Genomic DNA, 13,967 nt, shown 5'->3' on the forward strand with positions numbered 1-13,967 from the left:
ACATAGATTTTACCTATTACACAGGCACCGTTTTGCCCGCTTCGGGAGAGCTTTAGAAAGGAATACTAAATTCACTCCTATGACAACAATCGAATTCGATCTTTTCCAAATCTGCAATAATTGCCGGACGTGCGGGATCGAGCCATTTTTGGCAGAGGGCGCGCGGAAGACAGGCTCGGCCACGGGCTTCTAGCAAAAAGCGGCCTGCCGGACGTATAGGGCTCAATGGCGCGCCGGGTTGATGATCCGCAAGCGAAGCCATGGCGTATCAAGCTCGGTCACAATGCAGGATCGCGTCTTGGACACCGGTGCCAACCAAACACACACTCATATTTTGCCGCTGACGCGTCAGGCCGCGCTGGAACGTCTGCAGGATTTCTTGCCCAAGGCAGGGCCAGCCTATGCCCGCATGCGAAATTTCGACGGCGGGCCGAATGGCCATGGTCATGTGTCTCGTCTCTCCGCCGCCTTGCGGCGGCGGCTTATAAGCGAAGAGGAAGTGGTGGCGGCGGCGCTGGCGCAGCATGGGCCGATCCAGGCGGACAAGTTCATCAGCGAGGTATTCTGGCGGACCTACTGGAAAGGTTGGTTGGAGCAGAGGCCCTCTGTCTGGACGGGGTATCGGACCGCCGTCGACCGGGAACGGCAGCGACTTGCGACGGATCCATTTCTGGCTGATCGCTATGAACAGGCAGTGAGTGGGCGCAGCGGGATAGACTGTTTCGATGCCTGGGTGGCAGAACTCGAGGCCACCGGCTACCTGCACAACTGGGCTCGCATGCAATTCGCATCGATCTGGATCTTCACCCTGGGCCTGCCCTGGGAGCTCGGAGCGGCCTTCATGCTGGACCGGCTTATAGACGCGGACCCAGCGTCCAATACCTTGTCGTGGCGCTGGGTCGCAGGCTTGCACACCGCGGGAAAGACCTATCTCGCTGACGCCGAGCGGATCAGGACGATGACCAATGGGCGGTTCGCTCCGCGTGGTCTTGCGCGCAGCGCCCTTGTTCCCGCCGATAGCATAATTCTGCCCTCCCCTACGCTGCCCCGTCCGGCCACGTCCCCTGACTTGACCTTGCCTACCCTCCTGCTGCTGACGACCGAGGATCTCTCTCTGGAAACCGTGCAAGATCTGCAAAACCTTGCGGTCCGCGCGATTGCCATTCTGCCGGGCGACACGACAGCCGACGCTATAGCGCTCGACGACGCCCTCTCGCGTGCGAAACAGCTCTGGCCTGAAAGCCTCTTGCTCGGTGCCTTCACGCCGGACGCTCTTGCTGCGGCGCAGGCTGCGGGATGTCGCCAGGTCGTAACCGGCTTCATCCCAGTGGGCCCAACCGCGGATCGCCTGCCTCTGCTGCGCCAGGAGACAGAACAGTCCGGCCTTGTCTTTGCCGAACATCTGCGCGGCTGGGATAGCAGGGCACGGCCCTATTGCCGCAAAGGCTTCTTTGCCCTGAAGGAAAAGATACCGATGCTGCTCAAGAGCATGGACCACAAGACATGAGCCAGAAGGTAACCGTGTGGTTTGACAGCAACTGCCCGCTCTGCCAGCGCGAGATTGCCGTGATGCGCAAGCTCGACCGACGTCACGCCATTCACTTCATCGATGCCTGCGACCCCATGACCTCCTGCCCTGTCGATCGTGCCGACCTGCTGTCACGCTTCCATGCGGAGGAAGATGGCAGGCTGCTATCGGGGGCGGCGGCCTTTGCCGCGATGTGGCGCGCCATTCCGCTGCTGCGTCCCCTTGGTCTCGTCGCCGGGTGGCCGCCTCTGACACCACTGTTCGAGCTGACCTACCGGGGGTTTCTGCGTCTGCGGCCACGGTTGCAGAGGCTTTTCCGGTGAAGGATCGCTTTCGCCCAGTCCCACAGAGCCGCCTTGGAAGGCTGGCTGCCTTTGGCCAGATTGCCGGCGGTGTCGCCACCGGAATGCTGGGCGAAGGGCTTCGTCGGCTGGCGCAAGGCGAGAGGCCGCATCTTTCGGACCTGCTTTTGACGCCCTCCAATGCCCTGAAAGTCACCGACCAGCTCTCGCGCATGCGGGGCGCCGCCATGAAGCTGGGTCAGATGCTGTCGCTGGATGCCGGGGAACTCCTGCCACCGGAGCTGACCGCGATCCTCGCGCAACTGCGTGACACCGCGCATTTCATGCCTCCAGGTCAATTGCAGCAAACCTTGAACGCCGCCTGGGGGCCCGGCTGGCGGCGGCATTTCCTGCGGTTTGACAATACACCGATCGCGGCAGCCTCGATTGGCCAGGTTCATCGTGCCGTGCTCACGAATGGTCGGGAGCTCGCGATCAAGGTGCAGTATCCGGGGATAGCATCCAGCATCGATGCCGACATCGACAACGCGGCGACCCTGCTGCGGCTATCGGGTCTTCTGCCGCCGGGGCTGGACATATCCCGCCATCTGGCTGCGGCAAAACAACAGCTTCACGAAGAAGCCGACTACCTGCGCGAAGCCGAACAGATGCGGCGCTTCGGTGCGCTTCTTGCCGACGATCCGCGCTTCGTCCTCCCCAGCCCCATGGATGATTTGCTCCACCCGACGGTCCTGCCCATGGATTTCCTGCAGGGCACACCGATCGAGAGCCTAAGCGGGGCATCGGAAAGCGACCGCAATAATGCAATGACGGCGCTTTTGGATCTCGTGCTTCGGGAGCTATTTGAATTCGGATTGATGCAAACCGATCCGAACTTCGGCAATTACCGCTGGCAGCGGGATACCGGTCGCATTGTTCTTCTCGATTTCGGTGCAACGCGGCCGGTGAATTCCGAAACCGCGCAGATCTACCGCAATCTCATGAAGGCGGGACTGTCAGGCGACTTGGCGGCGATCAGGAATGCGCTGCTGGCCTCCGGCTTTGTCTCACCCACCCAACTCGCTCGCCATGGCAAGACGCTGGACACGATAATTGGTCTTGGCGTGCATCAGTTGCATGAAAACCGCGACGGGCTCTTCGATTTTGCGCAGAGAGACCTCGTCATGATGATGCGAAACCAGGCAGCACCCATGTTGGCGGATCGCAGCACCTGGCATCTGCCCGCTGCGGACACGCTCTTCACCCAGCGCAAGATCAGCGGCATGGCCTTGCTTTGCAGCAATATGCGGGCGCGGGTGCCGCTCATGCAGATGCTGTCACGCTATAGCTGACGTTCTGCGTGTGACATGCGGTGCGGCAAGCCCTGCCGCGATGACACGCGTTTGGCATCAGCCAAGTACAGGATCTGCCGGTTGTCGCTATAAATGCCCGCTATGTGATGGTCCTAGCGAACCGTCACTGCGTTTTCAGTGAAGGCTGACCGCCTCGAGCATGGCACAGATGGCTGCATTTTGTCGCCCATGAGGCGAAGGCGAACGCGGGAGGTCAATCAAGATCACCCCCGCCCTCCGACGTCGGAATAGCAGGTCACGTGAACCGAAACGGCGCGACCTGCTATAGATGTCAGTCCTCGCTTGCGGCGACCGCGGATAGAATCTGGCCTTTACCGCGAGCGCGCAGGATGAGCGGTATGATCAGCGCGGCGGCTGCGATGGCTAGAAGCGTCGCGGCAATCGGTGACGTGAACAGCACGCTGGGATCACCCTGGCTGATGGCCAGCGCCCGGCGCAGCTGCTGTTCGGCCAGCGGACCCAGGATCAGGCCGACGACCACGGGGGCGATCGGATAGCCGAATACGCGCATGACATATCCCAGCAGTCCGAATGCGAGCAGCATTCCAAGTTCGAACACAGAGGGATTTGCGCCTATCGTGCCGAGCGTGGCAAACAGCAGAATGCCGGCATAGAGCCAGGGCTTCGGGATCGTCAGCAGCCGTACCCAGAGGCCGACGAGCGGCAGGTTGAGCACCAGCAGCATGGCATTGGCGATCAGCAGGCTGCCGATAAGACCCCAGACAAGCTGCGGATTGGTGGCAAACAGCAGTGGACCCGGCTGCAGCCCGAACTGCTGGAAGCCGGCCAGCATGATGGCGGCGGTGGCAGAGGTCGGCAGGCCAAGCGTCAGCAGCGGCACGAGTGTTCCGGCGGCGGAGGCGTTGTTGGCCGCTTCCGGACCGGCGACGCCTTCGATTGCGCCGTGGCCGAATTCCTCGGGATGTTTTGAAAGTCGTTTTTCCGTGGCATAGGACAGGAAGGTACCGATTTCCGCACCACCGGCCGGCATGGCGCCGATCGGGAAACCCAGGACCGTGCCGCGCAGCCACGGCTTCCACGAGCGCGCCCAATCAGACTTGCTCATCCAGATAGAGCCCTTCACCGCCTCAATGGTCTCTGGCCCTTTGTTGCCTTGGGCGGCTATGAACAGCGTCTCGCCTATGGCAAACATCGCCACCGCGAGTGTGGTAACCTCGATGCCGTCAAGCAGGTCAGGCACACCGAAGGACAGCCGCGTCTGGCCCGTCAGCTGATCGATGCCGATGGTCGACAAGGCGAGGCCGACGAACAGGGCGGTGAGGCCGCGCAGGGTGCTGTCGCCGAAGGCCGACGACACCGTGACAAAGGCGAGTACCATCAGCGCAAAATATTCGCGCGGGCCGAAGACGAGCGCCAGCTTGACGATAAAGGGGGCGACGAATGCCAGCAGCAGCGTCGCGATCAGGCCGGCGACGAAAGAGCCGATGGCGGCCGTGGCCAAGGCAGGACCGCCGCGCCCGGCGCGTGCCATCTTGTTGCCTTCGAGCGCCGTGACGATCGAGGCGCTTTCGCCCGGGGTGTTCAACAGAATTGACGTGGTCGAGCCGCCATACATGCCGCCGTAATAGATACCGGCGAACATGATGAGCGAGCCGGCAGGATCGAGCTGGTAGGTGACCGGCAACAGCAGCGCCACGGTCAGCGCAGGACCGATGCCCGGCAAGACGCCGACGATCGTACCAAGCGTCACGCCGATGAATGCGTAGAAGAGGTGCATCGGCTGCATAGCGGCCGCCAACCCCTGCAGGAGAAAGTCGAACGTGCTCATGATGTCGCCTTCTTACAAAAACAGCCGTTCGATCGGGCCTGCCGGGAGGGAAAGATTGAGCAGCTGGGAGAAAATCAACCAGACGATCAGACACAGAACGATGCCCACGGGAACCGTGATCCAGAGCTTGCCTCGACCAAAGCCCGCAGCGGTTGCTGCAAACAGCACGCCGGTGGCAATCGAAAAGCCGGCCACATCGAGCAGCAGCATCTGCGCGGCGAGCCCGCCGACGATCCACACGACAGGACCAAGCTGCTGTTTTTCGCGCTGCGGGAAATCTCGGCGCAGGCCGGCGATAACAGTCCAGATCGCGAGCACGACGAGAACGCCGGCAATGACCTCGGGTACGGTCGCCGGACCTATGCCGGAATACCCGCCCATGTCCCGAAGCCGGGAGACATCGAAAAAGATGACGGCTGCTATGGCGATAAGTACGGCTGCTATCGCAAACGCCGCCCGATCCGGGCGGCGCGCGTCAGCCTTCGGCTGTTCTGACATCATTTAACCAGCCCAATGTCCTTCAGGACGGCTTCGGTTGCGGCGATATCCTTCGCCAGCTGTTCTTCAAAGGCCGGGCCAGCGAGATAGGTGTTTGCCCAGCCCTTGGTCTTCAGCGTCTCCGTCCAGGTCGCCGACGTATTCAGCTTCTCGATATCGGCAAGGATACCGGCCTTTTGCTCGGCCGACAGGCCAGGCGCTGCGGCCACCATGCGCCAGTTCTGCACGACGACGTCGAAACCGGATTCCTTCAGCGTCGGAGCGTCGATGCCATCGATCTTTGCCTCGCTGGAGATCGCCAGCAGGCGCAGGGTGCCGGCCTTCACCTGGGCGTCAAACTCGCCGTAGCTGGAAATACCGGCCGTGACCTGGCTGCCGAGGATGGCGGCCAGTGCTTCGCCACCGCCGGAGAAGGCGATGTAGTTGATCTTGGTCGGGTCTACGCCGGCCGCCTTCGCGAGCAGGCCAACAGTGATATGGTCGGTGCCGCCGGCCGAACCGCCGCCCCAGGAAACGGAGCCTGGATCTGCCTTGAGCTTGGCAATGAGGTCGGCGATCGTCTTGATATCGGACGAGGCCGGGACCACGATCGCTTCATATTCGCCGGTCAGGCGGGCGATCGGTGTGACGTCCTTCAGCGTGACGGGGGACTTATTTGTCAGGATCGCGCCGACCATGACGTAGCCACCGACGAGAAGGGCGTTCGGATTGCCTTTCTGCTGGCTGGCGAACTGGGCAAGACCGATGGTGCCGCCTGCGCCGGGAACGTTGACGACCTGCACCTTGTCGGAAATCTTTTCCTGCTGAAGGGCGGTCTGCAGGGAACGGGCCGTCTGATCCCAGCCGCCGCCAGGTGCAGCCGGTGCCATGATCGTGTAGTCGGCGGCTGCGACTGGGGCCGCCAGCGCGCCGGCGATCAGGGATGCGAGAAAGAACTGCTTCAAGGTTGTATCCTCCTTAGGCCGCGTCCGTGACGCGGATGCTTCGTTTTCCGGAGGGAGAGACGGGATCGATAGATCAGGCACAGCAGGCAGTGCCCGCTTGGCGATGCGACCTGTCGAAGATCCTCCCGAACCGTTCCAGGTACCGCCTCCACGCAGCACCGAGAACACCAACGCACCACATTTAGCTGACATTAACCTGACACGGCGCGCCGGCAAGGCAAATTTACCGGTGGGGAGTGCAGATTCCCTACTGCAGGCGCAGCGTCTCGTTCCAGCGCTGGATCAGCCGGGCACGTTTGACCTGGTCGAGATAGACCATCAGGCCGAGGCTGACGGGAACCGGCTTCAGTTGCGCGCCGAACAGGGCCTGGAGGTTGGTGGCTGTGTTGTCGCCCGCGACATCGGGGCTGACCGCCGGGATCTGCAGCTTGCCCGCCATGATCTGCTGGCCTTCGCGCGACATCAGGAATGCGAGGTAACGGCGGCCAAGATCGGGCGAGGCCGCCGCCTGAGGCACCAGGCCGATGCGCGACATCACCACCGTATAGTCCTTCGGCAGCATGATGCCGACATCGGGATGGCGGGACACCCAGTCGGCGGCGTAGGAGCCGAGGATGTTGTAGCCCAGCACGAAGCGACCGTCCGACACCCGCTCCAGAATGGCCTGGCTCGTGGAATAGAGCTTCACGCCGGCAGTACCCATGGCGCGGATGACCGTCCAGATATCGCCAAACTGTTCCTGGTCGCGAGCCATGAACAGAAACCCGACACCGGACCGTTCGATGTCATAGGTGCCGATGCGGCCATAGACCTTGTCACCCTGCTCGTTCAGGTATTCGACGAATTCGGAGCGCGTGGACGGTGGCGGACGGTTGGCAAAGCTTGGCTTGTGATAAACGAAGACGGCGGGCTCGAAGGTCAGCGCATAGGCGGTATTGCGCCAGTTGGCCCAGCCGGGCCAGCGGTCGCTCATCGGCAGGTCGCTGCGCTGGGCATAGCCGTCATTGCTGAGCTTGACCTGCAGGTCCATGGCGGAGGAAAAGGCGAAGTCGGCAGTTTTTTGCCCGAGATCGGTTTCCCGCACGATCCGATCGTAGATCTCGCCGGTCAGCATGTCCTCGTACTGCACCGCTATGTCGACATTCGCCGCCTGGAAGCTGGTGATCATCGGCCGGGCCAGCGGTTCGTCCAGCGAGGAATAGATGACCAGAACCGCCGCATCCGGCTTTCCCGACACCGCCGGATAGAGCACAGGCTCCGCCACGGCAGGCGTTGCGATCACGAGAAAGGTCACAAGAGCACGAATAGTCCACATCGGGGGATAATGACTTGATGCTTCGATGTTCACAAGCGCCGCCGAGATGCCTAAGATCGACAGTGGGATCGGAGGGATGATCGTTGCGCCTGCTGCTGGTCGAGGACAATGATGCGCTAAGCGAGGGACTGCTCGCCATCCTGCGTGGCAGCGGCTATGCGGTCGACGCGGTGGCGGACGGAACCTCGGCACTGGCGGCGATTGCCACGGAAAACTTCGACCTGGTCGTGCTCGACCTCAATCTTCCCGAACTCGACGGATTGGATGTGCTGCGCGCAATCCGCGGCCGGCAGAACCGAACGGCGGTGCTGATCCTCACCGCACGAGGCTCCCCGGAAGAGCGCGTCAAGGGGCTAGACCTCGGCGCTGATGACTACCTGACCAAACCCTTTGACGTGTCCGAGCTGGAAGCCCGGATCCGGGTCCTGCTGCGGCGGCAGGCGGGACAGAGGGCCTCGGTGGTAACCTTCGGACGGGTGACGCTCGATCTTGTCTCGCGCAGCTTTTCGTCCAGCGGTGCGCCGATCGATATCCCTGCCCGGGAACTGGCGCTGCTGGAAACCCTGTTCCTCAGGGCCGGCAAGGTCGTGTCCAAGGAATCCATTATGCAATCTGTGACGGGTTTTGATGACGAACTGAGCGCCAATGCGATCGAGCAATATGTCAGTCGCCTGCGCCGGCGCCTGGCGCCCCATGGCCTGACGGTGCGGACCGCCAGGGGAATCGGCTACTATCTCGACCGCGGCGAAGACGGTGCATGATGGCGATGATGCCGACGGCGCGCGTCGCCTATTCGCTGCGGCGGCGGCTGCTCGCCTGGCTGCTGATCGCCACGGCGGTGATCGGTATGGTCGCTCTTGTCGATACCTGGCGAGAGGCGGTCAAGACCGCCGACGTGGTGTCGGATCGCGTGCTGGTCGGCTCGGCGCTCGCCATCGCGGAGCGCGTGGTGGTCGCCGAGGACGGGACACTCGAGGTCGATATCCCCTATGTGGCGCTGGAAATGCTGACATCTGCGGCGCAGGACCGGGTCTTCTACCGTGTTGACGGACCGCCGGGCACGTTCATAACCGGATATCAGGCGCTGCCCGTGATAACCTCAACGGGACCACAGCCCACGGCCTTCGAAGACGCCGTTTTTCGCGGCGAACCAATCCGTATCGCCGCCCTGCAGCGGTCAGCCTCGACGGGCATCAATTCGGTCCCCTTCGTGGTGACGATCGCGGAGACGACGATTGCGCGCCGGCAACTGGCCCAGGCGATCCTGCTGCGCTCCGCCGTGCGACTGGCGATGATGATCGTGGGTGCCGCTGTTATCGTCTGGGTGGCGGTCACCATCTCCCTGCGGCCGCTGCATCGGCTCGGCGAGGCCATTTCGGAGCGCAATCCCGATGACCTGCACCCGATCGACCAGGCTGTCCCACGAGAGGTCGAAAGCCTGGTTGTCACCGTCAATTCCTTCATGATGCGGCTTGAGGGTGCGCTGGACGGCCTGCGGCATTTCACGGGCAATGCCAGCCACCAGCTTCGCACGCCGCTTGCCGTCGTCCGGACCCAGCTGGCGCTGGCGATGCGTGCCGGATCGCTTGACGAGGCGCGCGACGCGATCCGCAAGGGTGACGAGGCGGTGGGACATGCCGAGCGCATTCTTGCACAACTGCTCACCCTGGCGCGGCTCGACGCCGCTGCCTCGGGCACGCAACACGCCCTGGCCGCCATGGACCTGACGCGGGAGGCGCAGCAGGTGGTCGCCGATCATGTGCCGTTAGCCGCGGACGCTGGCATCGATCTCGGCTTCGAGGGGGCTGGCGAAGCAGCCGTGCGGGCCGAACCCCTGCTGGTTGGCGAATTGTTGCGCAACCTGATCGAGAATTCCATCGCCTATGCCGGCCGGGGCTCTGTGGTGACCGTGCGAACATTGCGCGCCGAACACGGAATTCGGCTTGAGGTGGAGGACGACGGTCCCGGCATCCCGCCGGATCGCCGCGCGGCGCTGCTGACCCGTTTTGCACGCGGCGAGCGATCAGGCTCGGGCGGCAGCGGGCTGGGACTGCCGATCGTGGAAGAAATCGCCGGTCTTTATCAGGCCCGGGTCACCCTGGGTTCGGGTATCAACGACCGGGGACTCAAGGTCACCGTGCTCTTTCCTTCTGTCGAACAAGGCCCGTTGACAGCCCAATCCTAGAGTTCATTACGCCTATCATGGCGTCCAGCGCTAGCTTCGACGGTGGCACTGACAGAGCCGCATTCGCTATGCCGCTCCAACCTCACGAAAACTTGTGGCGTTTGCAGGCTGTGGGGCCATGAGCTCCAGCAGGGTCCGGAGAATCCGCTCGGGTTCGTATGGTTTCGGGATGAACCGAGCGAGGCCTGGAAGCTCCGCCGCGCTGATCTTGTGTCCACCTGACGTCACAATCACGGGGAGCCTTCTTCTGCATGCGGATATGTGCTGCGCGAGGTCAAGCCCGCCGAGGGCACCCGGCATATCGATGTCGGTGATAACCGCGTCGATGTCTTGAGCTGCCAGGACCGCGATGGCTGCCATAGCATGTCCCGCTTCGACCACCCGGTAGCCCTCGTCCACAAGGACATCGGCGAGCATCATCCTGATCAAAGGTTCGTCTTCAACGATAAGCACGGTACTCTGGTACATGGGCCGTCTCCGTTCCACAGGCATGAGTACAACTCGCCTGTCCCGACATAGATCGCCCCCTGCCGACCAGTCTTTGCCAACAAACTTAATAAAATGCCAACGATCCGGGCTCGCTAGTTGACCCAGGGCACGTAGACGCCGGTCAGCATGTCAAGCGCCAGGCTGACCTTATCGCCCAGCACCTCCTTCATCGCGCCGTGATAGCCGGCCTTTTTCCGGGAAACGCCGTAGTGGAAGCCTTCAACGCTGTCCTTCATGTTGGAGTGGAACCATAGTCCGACACCCGGAGGCGCGATCTCTGACCGTTCAAATGTTGGTTTTGGCTACCGTGCTGAACGGACTCGGCTTTGTCGTAAATCGCTCTGTTGTCCTGCTGAGCGGGCATATCCGCACTCGTGTCACCAGTTTGGTCAGGTTTAGGAAACTGCCGCAGTATCTTCTCGCGACAGTCTTCGCAGGATTGGCCTGCCGCCTTGCTTTGGGAGCCAGAAACTAACAGCATCCACATCCGACCAAGTCGGACCGGTCCTGCGGAAGGCTCACGGCAGTATTTCGCCCCCTCCCGCAAACGACCCAGAAGAGGCTTCGTCTTCTGCAGGCGGTTCCCGGGACTGAACATCTAGAGTGTCATTTCGCCCCCAATCGGAACCGACCCCTATTTCAACCAGTTGATCGTTGCAGACGAAGCCAAGTCGGTCGAGACCGCCCTGGCAAATGGCGGCACGCTCCTGAAACCCGAAGCCTTTGAAGACTGGCAAAAGGGCGCCCAGTCCGTGTGGGCGGAAAATTCGCGTCGTTTCCTCGGTCCATCTGTCGATTGGGAGCGCGAGGTGTTGGTAACCTCAGGCGCAACCGAAGCGCTGGCGGATACCTTTCTGGCCCTGCTTCAGCCGGGTGACGAAGTCATCCTGATCGAGCCTGTCTATGATGCCTATGCGACCCTCATCCGCAGGGCCGGCGGACATGTCGTGCCCATTCGCCTCTCTCCGCCGGATTGGGCCATTGATCCCGAGAGGCTGCGTGCCGCGGTTACAAACCGCACCAGGCTCATCGTCGTCAACACGCCCATGAACCCGATCGGCAAGATCTTCACCGCCGAGGAGCGACAACTCATCGCCGACATCGCGATAAAGCACGACCTGGTGATCGTTGCCGACGAGGTCTATGAGCATCTGGTCTTCGACGATCGTCCGGTCCACTCCTTCTTTGGGCTGGATGCCATACGTGACCGCGTGGTGCGTATAGGCTCGGCGGGCAAGAGCTTCTCCCTGACCGGCTGGAAGGTCGGCTACGTCACGGCAGAAGCCCATCTGCTGCAACCGATTGCCCGCGCACACCAATTTGTCACGTTTACCACGCCGCCGGCATTGCAATCGGCCGTGGCTGTGGGACTGAACCTGCCGGACAGCTATTTCCTGAACCTTCGCAAGACGCTCGCCAACCGCCGCGATTTGCTCGTCTCGGGTCTGCGCCAAGCAGGGTTCGGCGGCTGACGGGCATCGTCGCCTACACGGCAAACACCGAGGATGTCGCAACAATCGTCCGGATCGCCATCCGCTATGGCATCCCGATCACGCCGTTCGGCGCCGGCTCCGGCCTGGAAGGTGGGGCAATACCGGAAACAGGCGCGATATCGGTCGACACCAGCCGGCTGGACTCCATCATCGAAATCAGGCCCGACGATATGATCGCGCGGGTCGGTGCAGGCGTGCGTCGCCTGGAACTCAATCGTCAACTCAGGGATGCCGGCCTCTTCTTTCCGGTCGATCCGGGCGCCGATGCCTCGATCGGAGGCATGGCATCGACCGGCGCCAGCGGCACGAACGCGGTGCGCTATGGCGTCATGCGTGAAAATGTCCCTGGGCTGACAGTCGTGACGGGAACGGGCGAAGTCGTCCGCACCGGCACCCTTGCGCGAAAATCGTCGTCCGGTTACGACCTCACCCGTCTCTTTGTCGGCTCGGAAGGAACGCTTGGCATCGTAACGGAAGTGACGCTGCGGCTGCATCCATTGCCTGACGCCAAATCCGCGCATGCAAGCTTTGCGACACTCGCAGGCGCGGTCGAAGTGGTCACCGCGATCAAGAAGGCCGGCCTTGCGATCGGGCGCGTCGAACTTCTCGACCAGCCCCTGGTCGAAGTCATCAACCGCCGTGGTGCGCTGTCGCTCCCACCCCTCCCGACATTGTTCTTCGAGTTTCATGGCTATGCGAGCAAGATCGAGGGACTGGCGGCAACCATCGGCGGGCTTGTCGAGGATTTCGGCGGCACACCGCTCGTATGGGCCGAGACCAACCTGCTCTGGACCACAAGGCGTGACTGCCTCGCCTGGGCCAGGGCGGAACGACCCGGCGCCAATTCGTGGCCCAGCGACGTCTGCGTGCCGATCTCCAGGCTTGCCGAGGTGATCCTGGAAACGCGCGAGGACGTGTCCGCATCCGCCATTCCGGCCTACATCGTCGGCCATGTCGGCGACGGCAACTTCCACTGCGTCTTCATCCTGGCAGACGATGAAGAGGAGGAGGTTGCCTATTACGCCGACCGCATCGTCGGCGGGCGCTCGCGGTCGGTGGTACGGCCAGCGGCGAACACGGGATCGAAGCCATTCGCCTGATGCACGCCATCAAGGCCACCCTCGATCCCCACAACATCCTCAATCCCCGCAAGGTGCTCCCAGACCTCCAGGGATGAACCCTATCAAACAAACCGGAAAAACGATCGCATGCGCCTGACTTCCATTTTTCTCAACACCCTGGCTGCAGCGTAGGTGCTGGTCGCCAGCCACACCCTGGCATTCGCGCGAACCATCAAGTTCGGCGTCACGGCCGGCCCGCATGCACAGATCGCCGAGGCGATCGTGCCGGTCGCCAAAGCCAATGGCCTCGACATCCAGGTGATCGAATTCTCCGATGGCGCACTGATCGATCCCGCGACCAATGACGGCGACCTTGATGCCAACGGCTTCCAGCACACGCCCTATCTCAACCGCCAGAATGCCGATCGGGGCCTCAACCTGGTTGCCGTTGGCGGCCGGACCGTGCTCCTGCCGATGGCTGGCTATTCGCGCAAGTACAAGTCTGTCGCGGAACTGCCGGAAGGCGCGCAGGTGACTATCCCGAACGATCCGAGCAATCTCGGCCGTGCCCTGAAGCTTCTCGAAGCCGGCGGCCTGATCAAGCTCACGCCCGGCCTGACGTTCAACGCGACAGAACTCGACATCATCGACAACCCGAAGAAGATCAAGATCCTGCCGCTCGAGACGGCACAGCTTCCCCGCTCGCTGGAAGACGTCGACTTCTCGGTCATCACCTCCCACTTCGCCCTCTCGGCCGGCCTTAATCCCAGCAAGGATGGCATCCTGATCGAGGACAAGCTGTCGGAATACTTCTGCCTGATCGCCGTGGCAGAAATGAACAAGGATGCGCCCTGGGTAAAGACCCTGGTGGAATCCTACAAGTCGCCGGAAGTGAAGGCCTTCATCGAGAAGACCTTCTCAGGCAATATTGTCGCGGGTTGGTAAGATGAGCTTTCTCGCCCTCGATCCCGCCGGACAGGCAAGGCAGGCGTCGGCTCCGTCGGAGGTGCT

At 62.2% G+C, this 13,967-nt stretch carries 13 protein-coding genes and 2 pseudogenes; 9 read left to right on the top strand and 6 right to left on the bottom strand.

The window, feature by feature from the left end; translation table 11 throughout:
- Window positions 1–298: 298 nt before the first annotated feature.
- Genes B9A97_RS15425 through B9A97_RS15435 form a run of 3 tightly spaced genes read left to right on the top strand, consistent with a single transcriptional unit; the run spans window position 299 to window position 3,161 of the window.
- A complete protein-coding gene (locus B9A97_RS15425; protein ID WP_244564243.1) occupies window positions 299–1,507 on the top strand; it encodes an FAD-binding domain-containing protein in 1,209 nt (402 codons plus the stop codon).
- Window positions 1,504–1,851, top strand: a complete 348-nt coding sequence (locus B9A97_RS15430; protein ID WP_084366243.1) for a thiol-disulfide oxidoreductase DCC family protein — start codon at window positions 1,504–1,506, stop codon at window positions 1,849–1,851. Before B9A97_RS15425 ends, B9A97_RS15430 begins: the two co-directional genes overlap by 4 nt.
- Window positions 1,848–3,161: an ABC1 kinase family protein gene (locus tag B9A97_RS15435; protein ID WP_244564244.1), complete on the top strand. Its 1,314-nt coding sequence runs from the start codon at window positions 1,848–1,850 to the stop codon at window positions 3,159–3,161. The genes B9A97_RS15430 and B9A97_RS15435 overlap by 4 nt, the downstream gene beginning before the upstream one ends.
- Window positions 3,162–3,453: 292 nt before the next feature.
- On the opposite strand, the gene B9A97_RS15440 is transcribed toward B9A97_RS15435, so the two are convergent.
- The 4 genes from B9A97_RS15440 to B9A97_RS15455 all read right to left on the bottom strand — a co-directional run bounded on the left by B9A97_RS15440 (window position 3,454) and on the right by B9A97_RS15455 (window position 7,728).
- A complete protein-coding gene (locus tag B9A97_RS15440) occupies window positions 3,454–4,971 on the bottom strand; it encodes a tripartite tricarboxylate transporter permease (RefSeq protein WP_084366244.1) in 1,518 nt (505 codons plus the stop codon).
- 12 nt (window positions 4,972–4,983) lie between these two features.
- Window positions 4,984–5,469: a tripartite tricarboxylate transporter TctB family protein gene (locus B9A97_RS15445; protein WP_084366296.1), complete on the bottom strand. Its 486-nt coding sequence runs from the start codon at window positions 5,467–5,469 to the stop codon at window positions 4,984–4,986.
- Window positions 5,469–6,413, bottom strand: a complete 945-nt coding sequence (locus B9A97_RS15450; RefSeq protein WP_084366245.1) for a Bug family tripartite tricarboxylate transporter substrate binding protein — start codon at window positions 6,411–6,413, stop codon at window positions 5,469–5,471. Before B9A97_RS15450 ends, B9A97_RS15445 begins: the two co-directional genes overlap by 1 nt.
- Before the next feature lie 247 nt (window positions 6,414–6,660).
- Entirely contained in the window at window positions 6,661–7,728 is a 1,068-nt protein-coding gene (locus tag B9A97_RS15455; RefSeq protein ID WP_084366246.1) for an ABC transporter substrate-binding protein, read from the bottom strand.
- An 83-nt stretch (window positions 7,729–7,811) separates the two neighbouring features.
- Here B9A97_RS15455 and B9A97_RS15460 point away from each other — a divergent pair, with 83 nt between their 5' ends.
- Both B9A97_RS15460 and B9A97_RS15465 read left to right on the top strand, forming a co-directional pair.
- Window positions 7,812–8,489, top strand: a complete 678-nt coding sequence (locus B9A97_RS15460) for a response regulator transcription factor (RefSeq protein WP_084366247.1) — start codon at window positions 7,812–7,814, stop codon at window positions 8,487–8,489.
- Window positions 8,490–8,494: 5 nt separating this feature from the next.
- Window positions 8,495–9,913, top strand: a complete 1,419-nt coding sequence (locus B9A97_RS15465; protein WP_244564249.1) for a sensor histidine kinase — start codon at window positions 8,495–8,497, stop codon at window positions 9,911–9,913.
- Between the two features lie 66 nt (window positions 9,914–9,979).
- On the opposite strand, the gene B9A97_RS15470 is transcribed toward B9A97_RS15465, so the two are convergent.
- Complete coding sequence (locus B9A97_RS15470; protein ID WP_084366248.1) at window positions 9,980–10,381, bottom strand: response regulator; 402 nt, start codon at window positions 10,379–10,381, stop codon at window positions 9,980–9,982.
- 116 nt (window positions 10,382–10,497) lie between these two features.
- Window positions 10,498–10,659 (bottom strand): annotated as a pseudogene (locus B9A97_RS29415) (mandelate racemase/muconate lactonizing enzyme family protein); the annotation flags it as partial.
- A gap of 8 nt (window positions 10,660–10,667) precedes the next feature.
- Here B9A97_RS29415 and B9A97_RS30165 point away from each other — a divergent pair.
- The 4 genes and pseudogenes from B9A97_RS30165 to B9A97_RS15495 form a co-directional block, all read left to right on the top strand.
- A pseudogene (locus B9A97_RS30165) lies at window positions 10,668–10,877 on the top strand (LysE family translocator); the annotation flags it as partial.
- Window positions 10,878–11,049: 172 nt separating this feature from the next.
- Window positions 11,050–11,874, top strand: coding sequence for an aminotransferase class I/II-fold pyridoxal phosphate-dependent enzyme (locus tag B9A97_RS15480; protein WP_244564245.1), 825 nt, complete (start codon window positions 11,050–11,052; stop codon window positions 11,872–11,874).
- 59 nt (window positions 11,875–11,933) lie between these two features.
- Window positions 11,934–12,995 carry an FAD-binding oxidoreductase gene (locus tag B9A97_RS15485; RefSeq protein WP_244564250.1) on the top strand — a complete coding sequence of 354 codons (1,062 nt, stop codon included), beginning with the start codon at window positions 11,934–11,936 and terminating at the stop codon, window positions 12,993–12,995.
- A 153-nt stretch (window positions 12,996–13,148) separates the two neighbouring features.
- Window positions 13,149–13,901 carry a MetQ/NlpA family ABC transporter substrate-binding protein gene (locus tag B9A97_RS15495; protein WP_084366250.1) on the top strand — a complete coding sequence of 251 codons (753 nt, stop codon included), beginning with the start codon at window positions 13,149–13,151 and terminating at the stop codon, window positions 13,899–13,901.
- The last annotated feature ends 66 nt before the right edge of the window (window positions 13,902–13,967 follow it).

Source organism: Rhizobium sp. RU36D, assembly GCF_900176345.1.
GTDB lineage: Bacteria > Pseudomonadota > Alphaproteobacteria > Rhizobiales > Rhizobiaceae > Allorhizobium.